General features: G+C 68.8%; 17 protein-coding genes. 8 read left to right on the top strand and 9 right to left on the bottom strand.

The window, feature by feature from the left end:
- Positions 1–18 precede the first annotated feature (18 nt).
- On the top strand, positions 19–2,985 hold the full coding sequence (gene uvrB / locus J7654_RS10105; protein ID WP_209735781.1) for an excinuclease ABC subunit UvrB: 2,967 nt from the start codon (positions 19–21) through the stop codon (positions 2,983–2,985).
- Positions 2,986–3,069: 84 nt separating this feature from the next.
- Here the strand turns inward: uvrB and J7654_RS10100 are convergent, their stop codons facing one another.
- From J7654_RS10100 to J7654_RS10090, 3 genes are all read right to left on the bottom strand, one after another.
- A complete protein-coding gene (locus J7654_RS10100) occupies positions 3,070–3,915 on the bottom strand; it encodes a zinc-dependent alcohol dehydrogenase family protein (RefSeq protein WP_245195456.1) in 846 nt (281 codons plus the stop codon).
- A gap of 271 nt (positions 3,916–4,186) precedes the next feature.
- On the bottom strand, positions 4,187–4,627 hold the full coding sequence (locus J7654_RS10095; RefSeq protein WP_209735779.1) for an anthrone oxygenase family protein: 441 nt from the start codon (positions 4,625–4,627) through the stop codon (positions 4,187–4,189).
- A gap of 1,331 nt (positions 4,628–5,958) precedes the next feature.
- A complete protein-coding gene (locus tag J7654_RS10090) occupies positions 5,959–6,345 on the bottom strand; it encodes a hypothetical protein (RefSeq protein WP_209735778.1) in 387 nt (128 codons plus the stop codon).
- Between the two features lie 445 nt (positions 6,346–6,790).
- On the opposite strand from J7654_RS10090, the gene J7654_RS10085 reads away from it, so the two are divergent.
- A complete protein-coding gene (locus J7654_RS10085; protein WP_209735777.1) occupies positions 6,791–7,006 on the top strand; it encodes a cold-shock protein in 216 nt (71 codons plus the stop codon).
- A gap of 219 nt (positions 7,007–7,225) precedes the next feature.
- Positions 7,226–7,984: a hypothetical protein gene (locus J7654_RS10080; RefSeq protein ID WP_209735776.1), complete on the top strand. Its 759-nt coding sequence runs from the start codon at positions 7,226–7,228 to the stop codon at positions 7,982–7,984.
- Between the two features lie 6 nt (positions 7,985–7,990).
- On the opposite strand, the gene J7654_RS10075 is transcribed toward J7654_RS10080, so the two are convergent.
- Positions 7,991–8,629, bottom strand: a complete 639-nt coding sequence (locus tag J7654_RS10075) for an MBL fold metallo-hydrolase (protein ID WP_209735775.1) — start codon at positions 8,627–8,629, stop codon at positions 7,991–7,993.
- 122 nt (positions 8,630–8,751) lie between these two features.
- Positions 8,752–9,639 carry a branched-chain amino acid aminotransferase gene (locus tag J7654_RS10070; protein WP_209735774.1) on the bottom strand — a complete coding sequence of 296 codons (888 nt, stop codon included), beginning with the start codon at positions 9,637–9,639 and terminating at the stop codon, positions 8,752–8,754.
- A 220-nt stretch (positions 9,640–9,859) separates the two neighbouring features.
- Here J7654_RS10070 and J7654_RS10065 point away from each other — a divergent pair, with 220 nt between their 5' ends.
- From J7654_RS10065 to J7654_RS10055, 3 genes are all read left to right on the top strand, one after another.
- Positions 9,860–10,405, top strand: a complete 546-nt coding sequence (locus tag J7654_RS10065) for a MarR family winged helix-turn-helix transcriptional regulator (RefSeq protein ID WP_209740421.1) — start codon at positions 9,860–9,862, stop codon at positions 10,403–10,405.
- Between the two features lie 32 nt (positions 10,406–10,437).
- On the top strand, positions 10,438–11,145 hold the full coding sequence (locus J7654_RS10060; protein WP_377946334.1) for a response regulator: 708 nt from the start codon (positions 10,438–10,440) through the stop codon (positions 11,143–11,145).
- A gap of 83 nt (positions 11,146–11,228) precedes the next feature.
- Positions 11,229–12,563 carry an ATP-binding protein gene (locus J7654_RS10055; protein ID WP_209740418.1) on the top strand — a complete coding sequence of 445 codons (1,335 nt, stop codon included), beginning with the start codon at positions 11,229–11,231 and terminating at the stop codon, positions 12,561–12,563.
- Here J7654_RS10055 and J7654_RS10050 read toward each other — a convergent pair.
- The 4 genes from J7654_RS10050 to J7654_RS10035 all read right to left on the bottom strand — a co-directional run bounded on the left by J7654_RS10050 (position 12,560) and on the right by J7654_RS10035 (position 14,827).
- The gene (locus J7654_RS10050) at positions 12,560–12,916 is read right to left on the bottom strand and encodes a tRNA-binding protein (protein WP_209735773.1); all 357 of its coding nucleotides are present in this window, start codon (positions 12,914–12,916) and stop codon (positions 12,560–12,562) included. The genes J7654_RS10055 and J7654_RS10050 overlap by 4 nt on opposite strands.
- An 8-nt stretch (positions 12,917–12,924) precedes the next feature.
- On the bottom strand, positions 12,925–13,692 hold the full coding sequence (gene proC, locus J7654_RS10045; protein WP_245195763.1) for a pyrroline-5-carboxylate reductase: 768 nt from the start codon (positions 13,690–13,692) through the stop codon (positions 12,925–12,927).
- A 47-nt stretch (positions 13,693–13,739) separates the two neighbouring features.
- A complete protein-coding gene (locus J7654_RS10040; RefSeq protein WP_209735771.1) occupies positions 13,740–14,240 on the bottom strand; it encodes a type III secretion system chaperone family protein in 501 nt (166 codons plus the stop codon).
- Between the two features lie 296 nt (positions 14,241–14,536).
- The gene (locus J7654_RS10035) at positions 14,537–14,827 is read right to left on the bottom strand and encodes an accessory factor UbiK family protein (RefSeq protein WP_209735770.1); all 291 of its coding nucleotides are present in this window, start codon (positions 14,825–14,827) and stop codon (positions 14,537–14,539) included.
- A 151-nt stretch (positions 14,828–14,978) separates the two neighbouring features.
- Here J7654_RS10035 and lgt point away from each other — a divergent pair, with 151 nt between their 5' ends.
- The gene (gene lgt / locus J7654_RS10030) at positions 14,979–15,860 is read left to right on the top strand and encodes a prolipoprotein diacylglyceryl transferase (RefSeq protein ID WP_209735769.1); all 882 of its coding nucleotides are present in this window, start codon (positions 14,979–14,981) and stop codon (positions 15,858–15,860) included.
- Positions 15,857–16,951: a class I SAM-dependent methyltransferase gene (locus tag J7654_RS10025; RefSeq protein WP_245195455.1), complete on the top strand. Its 1,095-nt coding sequence runs from the start codon at positions 15,857–15,859 to the stop codon at positions 16,949–16,951. The genes lgt and J7654_RS10025 overlap by 4 nt, the downstream gene beginning before the upstream one ends.
- The last annotated feature ends 10 nt before the right edge of the window (positions 16,952–16,961 follow it).

Genomic DNA, 16,961 nt, shown 5'->3' with positions numbered 1-16,961 from the left:
GTTCCCCATATTGCCCCGATGGCCGATACTCCCCGCAAGTCGCCCCGGCGCTCGCCGATCCTGGATTTCTCCGACGCCTCGGAAAGCCTGAACAAGGGCTTCTCCGAAGCGCCGCAGACCGGCTTCGAAGGGCCTCCCCTCGCCGGCCCGGTCTCCGGCTGGGCGGAGGAGATCGCGCAGGCCGCCGAGGTGGAGGCCGAGCGCAAGGCCGATGAGCAGCCCAGGCCCGCCGCGAGGAAGAAGCCCGCCGCGCCCAGGAGCGCCAAGACGGCGCGCGGCACCTCCATGGGCACGACCTCCGACCCCAGGACGCGCGCCGCCGCCGGTCTCAACCCCGTCGCCGGGATGGACGTGTCGCTGGAGGACGCGGCCGCCCTGCCGGAAGGCGGCGTCACCGCCACGGTGGAGGCGCTGACGCGGCTGATCTCGGAAGGCAACCCCCTTCTGAAGAACGGTGAGATCTGGGTGCCGCACCGACCCGAGCGGCCGGCCAAGTCTGAGGGCGGCCAACCGTTCCGCATCGCCTCCGACTACACGCCCAAGGGCGACCAGCCGACCGCCATCGAGGACCTTGTCTCCGGCATCGGGGACGGCGACCAGACGCAGGTGCTGCTCGGCGTCACCGGCTCGGGCAAGACCTTCACCGTGGCCAACGTCATCGAGCGCACGCAGCGCCCGGCGCTGATCCTGGCGCCCAACAAGACCCTCGCCGCGCAGCTCTACGGGGAGTTCAAGAACTTCTTCCCCGACAATGCGGTGGAGTATTTCGTCTCCTATTACGACTATTACCAGCCGGAGGCCTATGTGCCCCGCTCGGACACCTTCATCGAGAAGGAATCCTCCATCAACGAGCAGATCGACCGGATGCGCCACGCCGCTACCCGCGCGCTGCTCGAACGCGACGACGTCATCATCGTCGCCTCGGTCTCCTGCATCTACGGTATCGGCTCGGTCGAGACCTATACGGCGATGACCTTCCAGATGAGCGTCGGCGACCGGCTGGACCAGCGCCAGCTCCTCGCGGACCTCGTGGCCCAGCAGTACAAGCGCCGCGAGATGGACTTCCAGCGCGGCTCCTTCCGCGTGCGGGGCGATACGATCGAGCTCTTCCCCGCCCATCTGGAGGACCGCGCCTGGCGCATCTCCCTCTTCGGCGACGAGATCGAGGCCATCCACGAATTCGATCCGCTGACGGGCCAGAAGACCGACGACCTGAGGTCGGTGAAGATCTACGCCAATTCGCACTACGTCACGCCGCGCCCCACGTTGCAGCAGGCGGTGAAGTCCATCCGGCAGGAGCTGAAGGCCCGGCTGGTGGAGCTGAACAAGGCCGGCCGCCTATTGGAGGCGCAGCGGCTGGAGCAGCGCGTCACCTTCGACATCGAGATGATCGAGGCGACGGGCTCGTGCAACGGCATCGAGAACTATTCGCGCTATCTCACCGGCCGCCAGCCCGGCCACCCGCCGCCCACGCTGTTCGAATATCTGCCGGACAACGCCCTCGTCTTCATCGACGAGAGCCATGTCACCGTCCCCCAGATCGGGGCGATGTATCGCGGCGACTTCCGGCGCAAGGCGACGCTGGCCGAATACGGCTTCCGCCTGCCCTCCTGCATGGACAACCGCCCCCTGCGCTTCGAGGAGTGGAACGCCATGCGCCCGCCCACCGTGGCCGTCTCGGCCACGCCCGGCGCCTGGGAGCTGGAGCAGAGCGGCGGCGTCTTCGCCGAGCAGGTCATCCGCCCCACCGGCCTCACCGATCCCCCGGTGGAGATCCGCCCGGCCAAGGCACAGGTGGACGACCTCCTGGGCGAGATCCGCGAGACGGCGGCCAAGGGCTATCGCGTGCTGGCCACCGTGCTCACCAAGCGCATGGCGGAGGATCTCACCGAATATCTGCACGAGCAGGGCGTGCGGGTGCGCTACATGCACTCCGACATCGACACGCTGGAGCGCATCGAGATCATCCGCGACCTGCGGCTGGGTGCGTTCGACGTGCTGGTGGGCATCAACCTCCTGCGCGAGGGGCTGGACATTCCCGAATGCGGCCTCGTTGCCATTCTCGACGCGGACAAGGAAGGCTTCCTGCGCTCGGAGACCTCGCTGATCCAGACCATCGGCCGCGCGGCGCGAAACGTGGACGGCAAGGTGCTGCTCTATGCCGACCGCATCACCGGCTCGATGGAGCGCGCCATCGCGGAGACCAACCGCCGCCGCGAGAAGCAGGAGGCCTACAATGCGCAGAACGGCATCACGCCCGAATCGGTGAAGGCCAGGATCGCCGACATCCTCGACAGCTATTACGAGAAGGACCACGTGCGCGTGGATGCCGGGCGCGACGCGAAGGAAGGCGCGCTCGTCGGCAACAATCTCAAGAGCCATCTGGAATATCTGGAAAAATCCATGCGCGAGGCGGCTGCCGATCTCGACTTCGAGAAGGCCGCCCGCCTGCGCGACGAGATCAAGCGCCTCCAGGCCACGGAGTTGGCCGTGTCGGAAGACCCGCTGGCCCGTGAATACGACATCGACGCGGAGGGCGGCTCGGCCAACAAGCGCACCGGCAAGGGCCGCCGCCCCGCGCCCGCCAACCCCCGCTTCGGCCCCAGGGGCGAGCCGCTGGCGCCCCGGGGCGAGGCGAGCCCCGCCGGCAAGGCCGAAAACTCCTATTTCGCCAAGCCCTCGCTGGACGACATGGGCCCGGGCACCGACACCGCCCGCCCCCTCTTCCGCAAGAACACGCTGGACGAGATGACCGTCGGCCGCACGGAGAAGCCCCGCCACGAAGGCGCCCTCCCCGCCAAGCCGACCCCATCGCGCCGCCCCCAACCGCCCCAGGGGGAGTCCCCCGAACCACAAGACGCCTCCCCGCCCAACGACGCCCGCCCCATCCGGCGAGAGCGCGTCGGGCTGGGCTCCTACGAAGACCCCTCGGACGAGAAACGCCGCAAGCGCCGTCCGGGAAAAACGGGTCGGCCGGGGCGGTGAGGCGGCGGTTTTTCCTGTCGGGCCGTTTCTCGGCGGCGATACCGGAGAAGTCGATGTAACTTGCCCTCGCGCCAGATTTGGCCGTCAAAGGCGCAGCAGGATTTTGCCCCTTCGATCGGGGCGCGCATTGTGAAGGAGCGCGTCCTGGAAGGCCGAAAGGGGATAGGCGGCCGCGACGGGCGAGGCGGAAAGCCCCGTTCTGATATCCCCGAACGCCTCGGCCATCGCCGCTCGGAAGTCCGAGCGGGGTGAGGCATGGACCCAGTCCCGGAGCCGGAACATCCGCACGCTCGCCTTCGCCTTTTCCAATAGAGCGCCCGTGAGGGGCCGACCGGAAAGAAGGCCGTAGTGAAGCAGCACGCCAGCAGGCTCGATGGCGGCCGCCAGACGCGCCCCGGCAAGGCCGCCCACCGCGTCGAGCCCCGCGTCCAGAGATGGAAGGGGTCTGCTTTCCTCGATGATCTCGACGGGCTCACCACGCAGGGCATGCCGCGACCGCTCGCTACGAACGATCGCGAGGGGCAGCGCCCCGGCCGCATGCAGAAGGCGGATCAGCATGCGGCCGATGCTCGAGGCTCCAGCGGTCATGCCGATCCGGGCGCCGGGCTTCGGCGACAATGCCTGCACCATCAGCCTTGCCGTGAGCGGGTTGATGTAGGCCATCGCGGCCTGCTCGTCCGCGATGTCGTCCGGCACATCGATGCACCATTCCGCCGGCAGGGCCTTCCATGTCGACCAGTTGCCCGCCGAGCCGAGCGGCAGCACGCGGCGGCCGAGCATCGCCGGATCGACACCCGGTCCGACGTCGGCAACGACACCGACCCCATCGTAACCCGGCACGAACGGCAGGGCCGTGCGATGCCGGTACGCGCCCGTGACCGGGATCAGATCCGAGGGATTGATCGCGCTCGCCCGCATCCGCACCAGCACGTCTCCCTGATCGGGAACGGGCTTGGCCGCCCATGCATAGGCCAGCGCTTCTTCGGGCGGGCCGAACTCGTATGCGACAACGCGGAACATGCCGGCATCATACGGGACGTCCCCTTCCGTTGCGACCTCCAAGCCATCACGACGATCGCCTCGCCAACCCTGCATCCAAGGACTTGAAGCGCGAGGCCGATGGCTGCGTTGAGGACGGCAGCAGGGGCCGGATGATCGCGATTTCAGGTCGGGAACGGGCGGACAGGGCCGAAAGCAGCCGTCAGCCCGCGCCTGCCAGCGCCCACGCGTAGAGCAGCGTCGTGGCTGCGCCGAGTGCGCTCCTGATGTTGTGCAGCTTTCCCCACTTCACCAACAGTGCTCGGCTTTCAGCACCCGCCTCCTTTTCCTCGATCGCCATCAAGCGTTTGTTGACCGGCATGATGACAGACAGCGTGAACGGCCAGTTGGCGAGCAACAGGGCGCTTCCCGCAAACCATATCCAATCCGTCGCAAGATATCCGACGATCACTCCTGCCACGCCCCCTGCCAGCGCCAGCCCGGACTGGATCGGCAGCGCTCGCCTGTAACTGGGCTTCCACTGCGCCAGCAGGGGAGCGTCCGCCAATCCGAGGCGAGCCGGATGCTCGACAAGGCTGATGTAGAGCGCGGCGCCAGCGAACAGCGCGGCCGAAACGAGAGCAGCTATGGCAAGTTGCAACATCGGAAATTTCTCGGCATTCAGCCGGGAAGATGCCAAACCCGTGTCAGCGCCTTCCCAAGCGAGTTGGGTTGGCGCCGTGGCTGGGAAGAACCCGATAGACGGGCGCAGGAACTACCGACCTGCAACTCTATTTTCGGCATTCACAGGATGGTCCGCCATCGGACCATTTGCAAGATGTCGAATGTCTCCGATGGTCGGGGGGCGAGGATCGGTGACGCGGCGGCGGCGGACAAGACCCGCAGGACCGACCCGCCCGAAGTCTCGGACGGTCTCCGAGCCCGTTTGCATGGCCTCTGCCCTGGGCCCTTCGCATACCCCCTCATCCCGAGCCGTTCGCATAGCCCCTCATCCTGCGCCCTCCGCTTAGCCCCTCATCGTGAGCCCCGCGCACAGCCCCTCACCCTGAGCCCTTCACACAGCCCTCACCCCGAGCGCATTGCGCAGCCGCGCCCCCTGATCCCTCCGCACCGCCCCTCATCCTGAGCCGTCCGCATAGCCCCTCATCCTGAGCCTGTCGAAGGACGGGGGGCGCTTGGTGCAGCGGTCGTGCCGCCCACCCTCGTCCTTCGACAGGCTCAGGATGAGGGTGAGGTGAGGCGCAGGGTGAAGGAAAGGTGAGGTGAGGCGAGGTGAGGTGAGGTGAGGTGAGGTGAGGTGAGGTGAGGTGAGGTGAGGTGAGGTGAGGTGAGGTGAGGTGAGGTGAGGATGGGCGTACGGGCGAGGCGCGGACGCAAGCCGCCGGCCGATTCCCGCGCGATCTTTCCCCCCATTTCCGCAACGCCCCATACTCCTCCCACCGCCGGCCCGCGGATGGGCGCGAATGATCACCGGGATCGTTCGGGGGCCGGCGGGCGGCGTCCGCGGCGCGGCCTCTTCCGGAGGGGCGGCGACCCGGACGGACCCTCGCAGGCCGGGCGTCCCTCCACTAGGAGAGGGGCCCCAAGTCACGGGGCGCCGCGCGGAACCGGAGACAGCCCAACCGCCCCGTGGTGAGAGCCGGGGTGGAGATCGGGCCGAGGTTCCGGCGTTGGACAGGCGCGGACCGGGAAGCGGAGCGGAGGCTGGCACCCTTCGCAGGGTCTGGAAGACGCCGCGTGGGGCGCCGGAGGCGAGCCACATATAAAATACCAATCGGAGGCGAGCCTCCGGCGCTCCATCGCCCGTTCCCCTCAGGAACGGCACCATCCCTCACCGATCCGGCCGCCAAAGCGGCGCGGAAACGCGCTCGCGCGTCATCCTCGCGGGGCGGCCCCCAGGCGGTGCGGGTCAAAAGACATACGCGCCTTCCGGCGAGGCAAAGGCGGAGCCCGCGGGACCGGCCTCGCGGCCGCTCAATTGGCCGGCGGCACCAGGGGCTGGCCGGGCGTCGTCTCCAGCGGCAAGCCTGTGCCGGCCGGCGCGCCGCCCGTGCCGGGCGCCCCCCCGCCGACAGTGCCGGCGGCCCCCGTCGTGTCGGGCGCCATCGTGCCGGTCGCGCCGACGCCGTTCTGAAGCGCGCCGGGGCCAGCGGTCGCATTCTCCTCGCTCGTCGTGGCGGTGCCGATGCCAACGCCCGGCAATGCGCCCGAGCCCAGCACCGTGCCCACGTCCGCCCCTGCGTCCGCCTGCCCCTCGGCCGACGTCATCGGACGCGGCTCCGGCGAGGGTGCGCCCTGCGCAAGAGCGGCGCCACCGGTGGAGGCCGCCACGGAGGCGGCGATCAGAATTGCCTTCATCATGCGTCTCGTCCTGTTTTCCATGCCGGGCGGCGGCCGAGCGCGCGCGCCGCCCTTTGGTGGGTCCAACGGGCGTCGCGCGCAGCCGTTCCCCTTTCCGCCCCTCCTTCCCCCACGGCAGCGTGGTGGCAAAACGGAGGCAGGAAGCGACACTTCTTTGCAGGGTCGGAGAGTTCTACCGTGCGGTCAAAATCGCCGCTCAAACCATTTGTGACGCGGGGCCACGAAACTTTCGCTTGCAAAGTCTATCGCTCCTTTGCAAGACTTCTAGTGTTCGGGCAATTTCGCGAACACGGGTGATGGACGAATTGCGTATCGGAGGCGCATCCTTCGGGCGGTCCGTGCAAGCGGAGCGCGATGTATCGGTTCCCTTTCCTCGCATCAAGACTTGCCTGCCACCGCCCCGTTCAGGGCGTTCTATGAAAGCCTAAGGGAAGAGGGTTCCGACATGGCGCAGACCGGCACGGTCAAATTCTTCAACACCGAGAAGGGCTTCGGCTTCATCAAGCCGGACAATGGCGGCGCGGACATCTTCGTGCACATCTCGGCGGTCCAGGCTTCGGGCCTCAACGGCCTCGTCGAGAACCAGAAGGTTTCCTACGATACCGAGCCCGACAAGCGCGGCAAGGGCCCCAAGGCCGTCAATCTGCAGACCGCGGACTAAGCTTCCCCATCGCACGGCGGCTTGCCCGCCGGCCACACGGTGCACTGCCCGCGCGAGTTGTCTTGCGCGGGTTCTTCGGCTTTTCCCCTTCCGGCCGGTTCGTGTATCGTGAAACCGTATCCGTGTTAACTGCATTTTAACCTTTCGTTCCATTACCCTTCCCCTGGGGCGCGCGGGGCCTTATTCCTTTCCGAAGTGTTAACGGAACGGGAACGGGTCATGTCGCAGATGCCGTGCCTCGGCGCGCTCGCCTTTGCCGTGCTCGCTTTTGCCGGTGGCCCCGCGCAGGCCGCCGGCTCCTTCATCGACCTGGGGCCCGGCGCGGGCGCGGCCGAGCCGGTCCACTACCGCCATGATCGCACCAGCCCTTCGGTGGTGCGGGTGGTCGCCCTGCCCCGCTCGTCCTACTACCGGGGCACGGGCGTGTTCGCCAACGCGCAAGGCTCCGCCGGCGGTCTTCCCGTCCCCGCCTTCGTGGAGCGCGAACCGGGGCCGAGGATCGTCAACGTGGCCTCCGCGCGGCTCGACCGTCAGCCGTCCGGCCCGGCGGGCTTTCGCATAGACCATTCCGGCGCCACCAAGATCATCCGCCTTTCCCCCGGCATGGGGGCGCGGTCGGAGGCACGGGCAGAGCCCCAGCCGGACGAGGACCGGCGTGCCTTCGCCGCGCGCGCTCTTCAGGAGCCGGGCCTCGTCGTCTATCCCGACCCGGAGGAACCGGCCGGCGAGGCGGTGCCGGTTCCCGAGGAAGCTCCGGCGCGCGAGGCAGCCGTGCCGGAGGAGGTGCCGGTTCCCGAGGCGGCCGAGGTGCCCGCCGAGCCGGCGGAGCCGGAACGGATAGCGGAGCCCTCGCCCGGCTTCGAGCCGTGGACGCAGGACTGGCTGCGCGATTGCGTCGAGCGCCACGAGACCTTCGACGCCTCGCTCGGCACCTACACCGACGAGACCGGCCGCCGCCGCTTCTGCACGGGCGAGTAGGCGCCGTCAGACCAGGAAGGGATTGGTGCGCCGTTCCTCGCCCAGGCGCCCGCCCGGCCCGTGGCCGCAGATGAAGCCCACATCGTCGCCCAGCGGCAGGATCTTGCGCTTGATCGTGTCGATCAGCGTGGCGTGATCGCCGCCCGGCAGGTCGGTGCGGCCGATCGAGCCGGAGAAGAGCACGTCGCCGGCATGGAGGAAGTTGGCCGCGCGGTTGAAGAAGACGACATGGCCCGGCGCATGGCCCGGCGCGTGGATGACCTCGAACACATGCTCCCCGAGCGAGAGCGTGTCGCCCTCCTCCAGCCAGCGGTCGGGCCGGGCGTTGCGCACCGAGCCGGGAAGGCCGAACATCCTGGCTTGGTCCTCCAGCCGGTCGAGCAACATGCGGTCGTCGCGGTGCGGCCCGACGATCTCGACGCCGAGCGCGTCCTTCAGGTCCATCGCGCCGCCGGCATGGTCGATATGGCCATGCGTCAGCCAGATGGCCTCCACCGCAAGCCCGCGCTCGCGCACCGCCGCCAGGATGCGCTCCACATCCCCGCCCGGATCGACCACCACCGCCTGCTTCGTAAGCTCGTCGAAGAAGATGCAGCAGTTCTGCTCGAAGGGCGTGACGGGAACGATCTGCATGCGAAGGCTCATAGGGCAAACTCCCGGAAGGACATCTCGAGGCCGCAGCCAGGGCGGCGCGGCCGTCGCGCCAAAGGAAAAAGGGCCGCGCAACGCGGCCCTTTTCCTATCATTTTCTCAGCGTGAGGCGCGCCCTACTCGGCCGCCATGCGCTTGGGCTGCACTTCGGCCATGTAGTCTTCCACCAGCCGGCGCGTGGTCTCGCCCGGCGTGAAACGGTAGGGGCCGATCTCGGAAACGGGCGTCACCTCGGCGGCCGTGCCGCAGAGGAAGCACTCCTCGAAGCCTTCCATCTCCTCGGGCATGATGGCGCGCACCTTCACCTCGAAGCCGCGCCGCCGGGCCAGCTCGATGACGGTGCGCCGGGTGATGCCGTCCAGGAAGCAGTCGGGCGTGGGCGTATGGATAACGCCGTCCTTGACGAAGAACACGTTGGCGCCGGTCGCCTCGGCCACCTGCCCGCGCCAGTCCAGCATGAGCGCGTCCGCATAGCCCTTGGCCTCGGCCGCGTGCTTGGAGATGGTGCAGATCATGTAGAGGCCGGACGCCTTGGATTTGGAGGGCGCGGTGCGCGGGTCCGGGCGGCGATACTCGGCCAGGTCCAGGCGGATGCCCTTCATGCGCTGCTCGGGGTCGAAATAGCTCGGCCACTGCCAGATGGCGATGGCCACATTGATGCGGTTGTGCTGGGCGGAGACGCCCATCATCTCCGAGCCGCGCCAGGCGATGGGGCGCACATAGGCATCCGTGAAGCCCTGGCGGCGCAGAAGCTCGTTGCAGGCGTCATCGATCTCGTCGGCGCCGTAGGGCACCTTGAAGCCGAGGATGCGGCCCGATTCGATCAGCCGCTCGGTGTGCTCGCGCAGCTTGAAGATCTCGCCCCCATAAGCGCGCTCGCCCTCGAACACGGAGCTGGCATAGTGCAGCCCGTGGGTCAGGACGTGAATCTTCGCGTCCTTCCAGGGAACGAACTCGCCGTTGAACCAGATTTCGCCGTCCAGTTGATCGAACGGAACGCTCATGACCGTTTCTCCCAAGGCGCGGAACGCGCCTTCTTCCGACTGCAAGAAGATCCTGCCGCTTCACGCCCGAATTTCGCCTGCCGAAGCGGTGATGATCGGAATCGAATGGAGGGCGGTCCAGGATCGCGCTAGGCTGCCCAAGCTGCAAGATGGCTGTTCGGGAAGTCGGGATGGGTGTAACAATGACGCCTGAATACGTCAACAGTGCTGACCTATCTTGATGGATGCCCGCCTGCCCGATCCCACCCCACGAAAGCCGATCGACCGGATCGCGACGGACGCGCTTCCGACACACGGCGAGCTCGATTTCCGCCTGATCGAGCTGTTCTTCTTCGCCTATCGTGAATTCACGGCAGATGCGGACGAGATCCTGGACCGCTACGGCTTCGGGCGCGCGCATCATCGGATCCTGCATTTCGTGAACCGCGATCCGGGCATGACGATCGCGGGCATTCTCGATCTCCTGCAGATCACCAAGCAGTCGCTCTCGCGCGTTCTGCGGCAATTGGTGGAGGACGGCTTCATCGTGCAACTGCCGGGCGACGAGGACCGGCGGCAGCGCCGCCTCTATCCCACCCAGAAGGGGCGCGAGCTGACGCTGGAGCTTTCGCGGGCGCAGGTGCGCCGGATCGACGCGGCGCTCGCCGCGTCCGGTTTCCAGAACTCGCGCTGGATCGGCGACTTCCTGTTCGAGATGGGGTGCGACCGGGAAACGACGCGCGAGTGGTTCCACCGCAAGGGCATCGTCAAGGAGGGCGCGTCTTGACGCTTCAGAACGCAGGACCGACGCCGGGCGAACTGGCCGCGGTGCCGACCGGGCCGGGAGACGACGCGGCCCACCTCCTGGTGGTGGACGACGACCGGCGCATCCGCAGCCTCCTGTCGCGCTTCCTTTCCGAGCACGGCTTTCGCGTGTCGACCGCCGCCGACGCGGCGGGGGCGCGGCGCATTCTGGAAGGGCTGGATTTCGACCTTCTGGTCGTCGACGTGATGATGCCGGGGGAGAACGGGCTGGAGCTCACCCGCAGCCTGTCGCAGGCGCGCGACATCCCCATCCTGATGCTGACGGCGCGCTCGGAGATCGACGACCGCATCGGGGGGCTGGAGGCGGGGGCGGACGACTACCTCTCCAAGCCCTTCGATCCGCGCGAGCTGATGCTGCGCATCAACAACATCCTGCGGCGCGGCGCGCCCGCGCCGATCCAGAAGGTGGAGAATGTGCGCTTCGGCCCCTTCACCTTCTCTCTCTCGCGCCGCGAGCTGAAGCGGGAGAACGAGGTGATCCGCCTCACGGACAGGGAGCAGGAGTTGATGGTGCAGTTCGCCGCGCGCGCCGGCGACACGATCCAGCGCCAGGAGCTGATCGGGGAGGAGACGGAGGTCGGCGAGCGAACGGTGGACGTCCAGATCAACCGCCTGCGGCGCAAGATCGAGAGCGACCCGGCCAACCCGCTCTGGCTCCAGACCGTGCGCGGCATCGGCTACCGGCTGAACATCGACCGATGAGCGTTCTGGAGCGCCTTCGCCCCGGCGCGCAGGCGTTCCGGCGCAGGCTGGCCGACCGGCTGCCCGCGAGCGGCCGGTTTCGGCTGAAGGCGCCCCGCCTGCCCCGCTGGATGGGCAAGTTCGCCCCCACCGGCCTTTACGCGCGCTCCCTCATCATCATCATCGCGCCGATGGTGCTGCTCCAGACGGTGGTCTCCGTGGTCTTCATGGAGCGCCACTGGGCGACGGTGACGCAGCGCCTTTCCACCGCCGTGGTGCGCGACATCTCGGCCATCATCGACGCGATCGAGACCTTTCCGCAGGACCCGGACTTCTCGCAGATCACGCGGATCGCGCGCGACAAGCTCGACCTCAACATCCTCGTCCTGCCGCCGGAGCCCCTGCCCGCCCCGGCGCCGCGCCCCTTCTTCAACATTCTCGACGGCATCCTCTCCGAGGAGATCACCCGCCAGATCGACCGGCCCTTCTGGATCGACACGGTGGGCGATTCGCGGCTGGTGGAAATTCGCATCCTGCTCGACGAGCACATGCTGCGCGTCTACGCCCGGCGCAATTCGGCCTATGCGTCCAACACGCACATCTTCATCGTATGGATGGTGGGCACCTCGCTGGTCCTCATCCTCATCGCGGTGCTCTTCCTGCGCAACCAGATCCGCCCGATCCAGAAGCTGGCCGAGGCGGCCGAGAGCTTCGGGCGCGGCCAGCCGCTGCCGGCCGATTTTCGTGTGCGCGGGGCGCGGGAGGTGCGGCGCGCCGCGCTGACCTTCCTGCAGATGCGCGACCGGATCGAGCGGCAGATCGAGCAGCGCACGCAGATGCTCAACGGCGTCAGCCACGATCTGCGCACCGTCCTCACGCGGTTCCGGCTGCAACTGGCCTTCTTCTCCGATTCGGAGGACCGGCGGGAGCTGGAGCGCGACACGGACGAGATGCAGCGTATGCTGGAGGGCTATCTGGCCTTCGCCAAGGGCGAGGCGGGCGAGGAGGTGGGGCTGCTCGACCTCGAGCCCGTCCTCTCCAAATTCGAGACGGAAGCGGGGCTGAAGGGCAGCCGTTTCTCCTTCGAGCTTTCCGGCGACCCGGTGGTCAGGGTCCGCCCCGACGGCTTCACCCGGCTCGTCACCAATGTCGTGTCCAACGCCATGCGCTACGGGGAAACGGTGCGCGTTCGCGCCCGGCACGAGGGCCGCTGGCTGACCATCACGGTGGAGGACGACGGGCCCGGCATAGCGCCCGAGCAGCGCGAGGACGCGTTCAAGCCCTTCATGCGGCTCGACGACGCGCGCAACATCGACGACGGCGGAACCGGGCTCGGCCTTGCCATCGCCCGCGACATCGCGCGCAGCCATGGCGGCGACATTCGCCTCTCCGCCTCGGAGCTGGGCGGGCTGAAGGCCGAGATCAGGATTCCGGCCTAGAACAGCCGTCCGCCATTGGGGACGGGGTGGGACAGGGCGGCAAGGACGACGTTGCCCTCCTCGTCCGGGAAGCCGAGCGTCAGCACTTCCGAGCGCACCGGGCCGATCTGGCGCGGCGGAAAGTTGACGACCGCCATGACCTGCCGGCCCACCAGCTCCTCCAGCGAATGGCGAACCGTGATCTGCGCGGAGGATTTCTTGACCCCGATCCCCTCGCCGAAATCGATCGCCAGCTTGAAGGCGGGCTTGCGCGCTTCGGGGAAGGGATCGGCGGAGACGATGGTGCCGACGCGGATGTCCACTTTCAGGAAATCCTCGTAGGAAATCTGTGGCGCGGAGGTTTCGTCGCTCATCGGTGCCTTCAGTTTCTGGACAATTCTTCGGCGCGGGCCTTCGCCGCCGCCACGGCGCGCTCCAGCAGCGGGCCAAGGCCACCTTCGGCCATCAGCACGTCGAGCGCGGCCTGCGTGGTGCCGTTCGGCGAGGTGACGTTGCGGCGCAGCTGGGCCGGCTCCTCCCCCGAGCGGATCATCAGCTCGCCGGCGCCCGCCACCGTATGGCGCGCGAGCCGCAGGGCGAGATCCGGGGCGAGACCCGCCTTGGCGCCGGCTTCGGCCAGCGCCTCGGCCATGAGGAACACATAGGCCGGGCCGGAGCCCGAAACCGCCGTCACGGCATCGATCCCGCCTTCCTCGCCCACCCATTCCATCGGTCCGCAGGCGGAAAGGAGCGCCTCGGCGGAGGCGCGCGCCGTATCGCTCACGCGGCCATTGGCGAAGGCGCCGGTGATGCCGCGCCCGATGAGCGCCGGCGTGTTGGGCATGGCGCGCACCACCGGCCGCGCACCCAGCACCGCCTCGATGGAGGCGATGGTGCGCCCGGCGGCGATGGAGATGAGAAGCGTGCTTTCCTTCAGCACCGGCAGGAGCGCGGGAAGCGCGGCGTCCAGCACCTGCGGCTTGACGGCGAGGACCACGATATCGGCCGCCTCGCCGCCCGGCGCCTCCAGATGAACCGCGCCCGCATCGAGCACCGGGCGAAGCGCGGCGCCGGCGCGCGGGTCCACCACGACGAGGCGCCCGGGCGCAAGGCCGGCCGCGAGCCAGCCGCCGGCCATGGCCGCGCCCATATTGCCGCCGCCCAGAAGCAGGACCCGGCCCGGTTCCAACCACGCGCTCACGCGTGGCCGACCGTTTCGAACATGGCGCAGGCCAGCGCCTCCTCGGCCGTCTTGTTGGCCCAGATCACGAAGTGGAAGGCGTCGAAATAGCGCTCGCAATTCTCCAGGGCGAGCGTCAGCAGGCGCTCGGCCTGCTCGCTCGTGGGCTCGGCATTGCCGGAGAGGAGCAGCGCGTGGCGGAACATCACCGCCCCTTCCGCCGGCCAGAGATCGAAATGGCCGAGCAGCATCGCCTCGTTGGTGCGGGCCAGAAGGCGCAGCACCTCGGCCTCGCGATGGGCGGGCACCTTCAGCTCGAACGCACACCCCAGATGCAGCGCCTCGCAATGCTCCATCCAGGAAAGGGAGAGCGAGTAGCGGGCGCGGGTCCCGTCCACGCTCATCTCGATCTCGTCGTCGCAAGGGCGCTCGAAGGCCCAGTCACGCGAGGCGGCGACCAGCTCCACCATGTCCACCGGATTGGATTGTCGCCGGAATTGGACTTCCGCCAGTTGCATATCAAAATCCCCGTGCCGCATTCGGGGAGCCGGCGGCGGGGGTCCTCGTCCCCGCCGCCGGCTCCATCGGGCGTCGCCGAACGCGAATCACCCTTTGGAATCAGTGTATCGACGCGGAGTCACGGCACCAGTGGGGAAAGGAAATATTAACCACCGCCCGGCGGGCGGGCTTGAGAGGGCGCGCGAATCGGCCGCCCTAACAGACTCATGGCGAAGGGTAATTTCGCGACGCGGAACGAGCGCCCGCATTGCGAACAAGCTGTGGACGGCCTGTGGACAACCCGTCCGCGACCGCCTCAGATGGAGGGATCGGAGGGTCCTGCATCCGGCGTGGCGGCCCCGCGCGCCTCGAGGGCGGCGATGCGGCGCTTCAGCTCCTCGTTCTCGGCGCGGGCGCGGATGGCCATCTCGCGGACCACCTCGAACTCCTCGCGCTGAACCAGTTCGAGCTGGTTGATGAGACGCTCGGTCTGCGAGCGAACCGCCGTCTCGATCTCGCGCCGCACGCCCTGGGCCGCGCCCGTCGTGTCTGTGACGATGCGGGCGAACTCGTCGAGCATCCGGCTCGGGCCTCGGCTGTTGGACATGGGTAAGCGCTCCGCCTTCGGATTCGTCTGGAACCTTGAGGTAGGCAGGAGCGCGCCGCTTGGCAATGGCGCGGCTTGACCGGAGGGAGCCATGCCGCCAAACCTCGCCGCGCCGCGTCGCGCGTTTTTCGAGAAAGCCGGAGAGCCAGCCATGTCCACCCTGCCCTTTCTCGGCGTACTGGCCTATCCGGCCATCGACCCCGTGCTGCTCCAGATCGGGCCGCTGGCGATCCGCTGGTACGGGCTGGCCTATGTCGTGGGCATCCTGTGCGGCTGGCTCTACGGCCGGCACCTGGCGGGCACGCCGCGCCTGTGGCCCAACGGCGTTTCGCCGGTCTCCAAGGCGGATATCGACGACTTCATCATCTGGATCACCGTCGGCATCGTCGCCGGCGGGCGGCTGGGCTCCATCCTGTTCTACGATTTCGACCGCTGGCTGGCCGATCCGCTTTCGCTTTTCCGCGTGTGGGAGGGCGGCATGTCCTTCCATGGCGGGCTGATCGGCGTCGCCATCGCCATCCTGCTCTTCGCCCGCTCGCGCAAGGTGCCGCTCTGGAGCTTCGTGGACATGGTGGCCGCCTCGGTGCCCTTCGGCCTGTTCTTCGGGCGCATCGCCAATTTCATCAATGCCGAGCTCTACGGCGCGCCGACCAGCGTGCCCTGGGCGATGGTGTTTCCGGGCGCCGGCCCGGAGCCGCGCCACCCGAGCCAGCTCTACGAAGCGGCGCTGGAGGGCGTGCTGCTCTTCATCGTATTGCGCGTCATGACCCACCATCTCGGCTCGCTCTCGCGCCCGCGGCTGACGGCGGGCGTGTTCATCCTCGGCTATGGGTGCGCGCGCATCTTCGTGGAGTTCTACCGGCTGCCGGACGCCCATATCGGCTATCTCCTGGGCACCGGCTGGCTGACCATGGGCATGGTCCTGTCGCTGCCCATGGTGCTGGCCGGCCTGTGGGCCGTGGCAACCGCGCGGCCGCGCGTCTCCCCGCCCAGCCCGAGCGCGCTGGAGGCCGCGCGCGAGGGCGCCGCTTGACGCCGCTCGGGCGGCGGATTGCCGAGGCGATCGCCTCGCGGGGGCCGATGAGCCTCGAACGCTTCTGGAACATCGCCCTGTTCGACCCCCAGGGCGGCTACTATACCGCCCGCCGCCCCTTCGGGGCCGAAGGCGACTTCATCACCGCGCCCGAAATCAGCCAGATGTTCGGCGAGCTTCTGGGCGCATGGCTGGTGGCCGCCTGGCGGAAGCTGGGGCGGCCATCGCCCTTTGTCCTGGCCGAGATCGGGCCCGGGCGCGGCACGCTGATGGCCGACCTCCTGCGCACCACGCGCCGCCTCGACCCGGCCTTCGCGGGCGCCGCGCGCCTCTGGCTGGTGGAGACGAGCGACCGGCTGGCGGGCGAGCAGGCGGCCGCCCTTGCCCGCTTCGACCTGCCCGTGCGCCGCGCCAGGCGGCTGGCGGAAGTGGAGGACGGCCCGCTCCTTCTCGTGGCCAACGAATTGTTCGACGCGGTGGCGATCCGCCAGTTCGTCTTCGGCGCCGAGGGCTGGCGCGAGCGGCTGGTGAGCCTCGACGGCGAGGCGCTGCGCTTCGTGGAAGGCGAGGCCGGAACCGCCCATCCGCTGCCCGGGGCGGGGACGCCCGCGCCAGGCGACGTGGCGGAAGTCTCGCCCCTGCGCGAGGCCATCGCGGCCGAGATCGGCTCGCGGCTGGCGCGGCGGCCGGGCGCGGCGCTCCTCATCGACTACGGCCATGCGCGCTCGGGCTTCGGCGACACGCTCCAGGCGCTGCGGGCCCATGCCTTCGCCGACCCGCTGGCCGATCCCGGCCTTCACGACATCACCAGCCATGTGGATTTCGCCCGCCTCTCGGCCGCGCTGGCGGGGGCCGGAGCCAGCGTCTCGCCCGTCGGCACGCAAGGCGAGTTCCTGCTTTCCCTCGGCCTTGCCGAGCGCGCCGCGCGGCTCGCGCGAGACCGGGGCCCCGAGGACCGGGCGCGCGTCGCGTCAGATGCGCGGCGGCTGGCGGGCGGGGGGCCGGGGGAGATGGGCGCGCTGTTCAAGGTGCTGGCGGCGGCCTCGCGGCCGCTCGCACTGCCGCCCTTCGGCGCGGGCGGCCTCGATTGACTTCGCCACC

Origin of the sequence: Aureimonas populi, from assembly GCF_017815515.1 — a bacterium.
GTDB lineage: Bacteria > Pseudomonadota > Alphaproteobacteria > Rhizobiales > Rhizobiaceae > Aureimonas > Aureimonas populi.
This window is presented reverse-complemented; position numbering and strand designations above follow the sequence as displayed.

Excerpts from the sequence above, each read along its gene's own strand:
- uvrB (WP_209735781.1), top strand. The coding sequence starts at position 19 with ATGGCCGATACTCCCCGCAAGTCGCCCCGGCGCTCGCCGATCCTGGAT.
- J7654_RS10095 (WP_209735779.1), bottom strand. The coding sequence starts at position 4,627 with ATGTTGCAACTTGCCATAGCTGCTCTCGTTTCGGCCGCGCTGTTCGCT.
- J7654_RS10090 (WP_209735778.1), bottom strand. The coding sequence starts at position 6,345 with ATGATGAAGGCAATTCTGATCGCCGCCTCCGTGGCGGCCTCCACCGGT.
- J7654_RS10085 (WP_209735777.1), top strand. The coding sequence starts at position 6,791 with ATGGCGCAGACCGGCACGGTCAAATTCTTCAACACCGAGAAGGGCTTC.
- J7654_RS10080 (WP_209735776.1), top strand. The coding sequence starts at position 7,226 with ATGTCGCAGATGCCGTGCCTCGGCGCGCTCGCCTTTGCCGTGCTCGCT.
- J7654_RS10075 (WP_209735775.1), bottom strand. The coding sequence starts at position 8,629 with ATGAGCCTTCGCATGCAGATCGTTCCCGTCACGCCCTTCGAGCAGAAC.
- J7654_RS10070 (WP_209735774.1), bottom strand. The coding sequence starts at position 9,639 with ATGAGCGTTCCGTTCGATCAACTGGACGGCGAAATCTGGTTCAACGGC.
- J7654_RS10065 (WP_209740421.1), top strand. The coding sequence starts at position 9,860 with ATGGATGCCCGCCTGCCCGATCCCACCCCACGAAAGCCGATCGACCGG.
- J7654_RS10050 (WP_209735773.1), bottom strand. The coding sequence starts at position 12,916 with ATGAGCGACGAAACCTCCGCGCCACAGATTTCCTACGAGGATTTCCTG.
- proC (WP_245195763.1), bottom strand. The coding sequence starts at position 13,692 with ATGGGCGCGGCCATGGCCGGCGGCTGGCTCGCGGCCGGCCTTGCGCCC.
- J7654_RS10040 (WP_209735771.1), bottom strand. The coding sequence starts at position 14,240 with ATGCAACTGGCGGAAGTCCAATTCCGGCGACAATCCAATCCGGTGGAC.
- J7654_RS10035 (WP_209735770.1), bottom strand. The coding sequence starts at position 14,827 with ATGTCCAACAGCCGAGGCCCGAGCCGGATGCTCGACGAGTTCGCCCGC.
- lgt (WP_209735769.1), top strand. The coding sequence starts at position 14,979 with ATGTCCACCCTGCCCTTTCTCGGCGTACTGGCCTATCCGGCCATCGAC.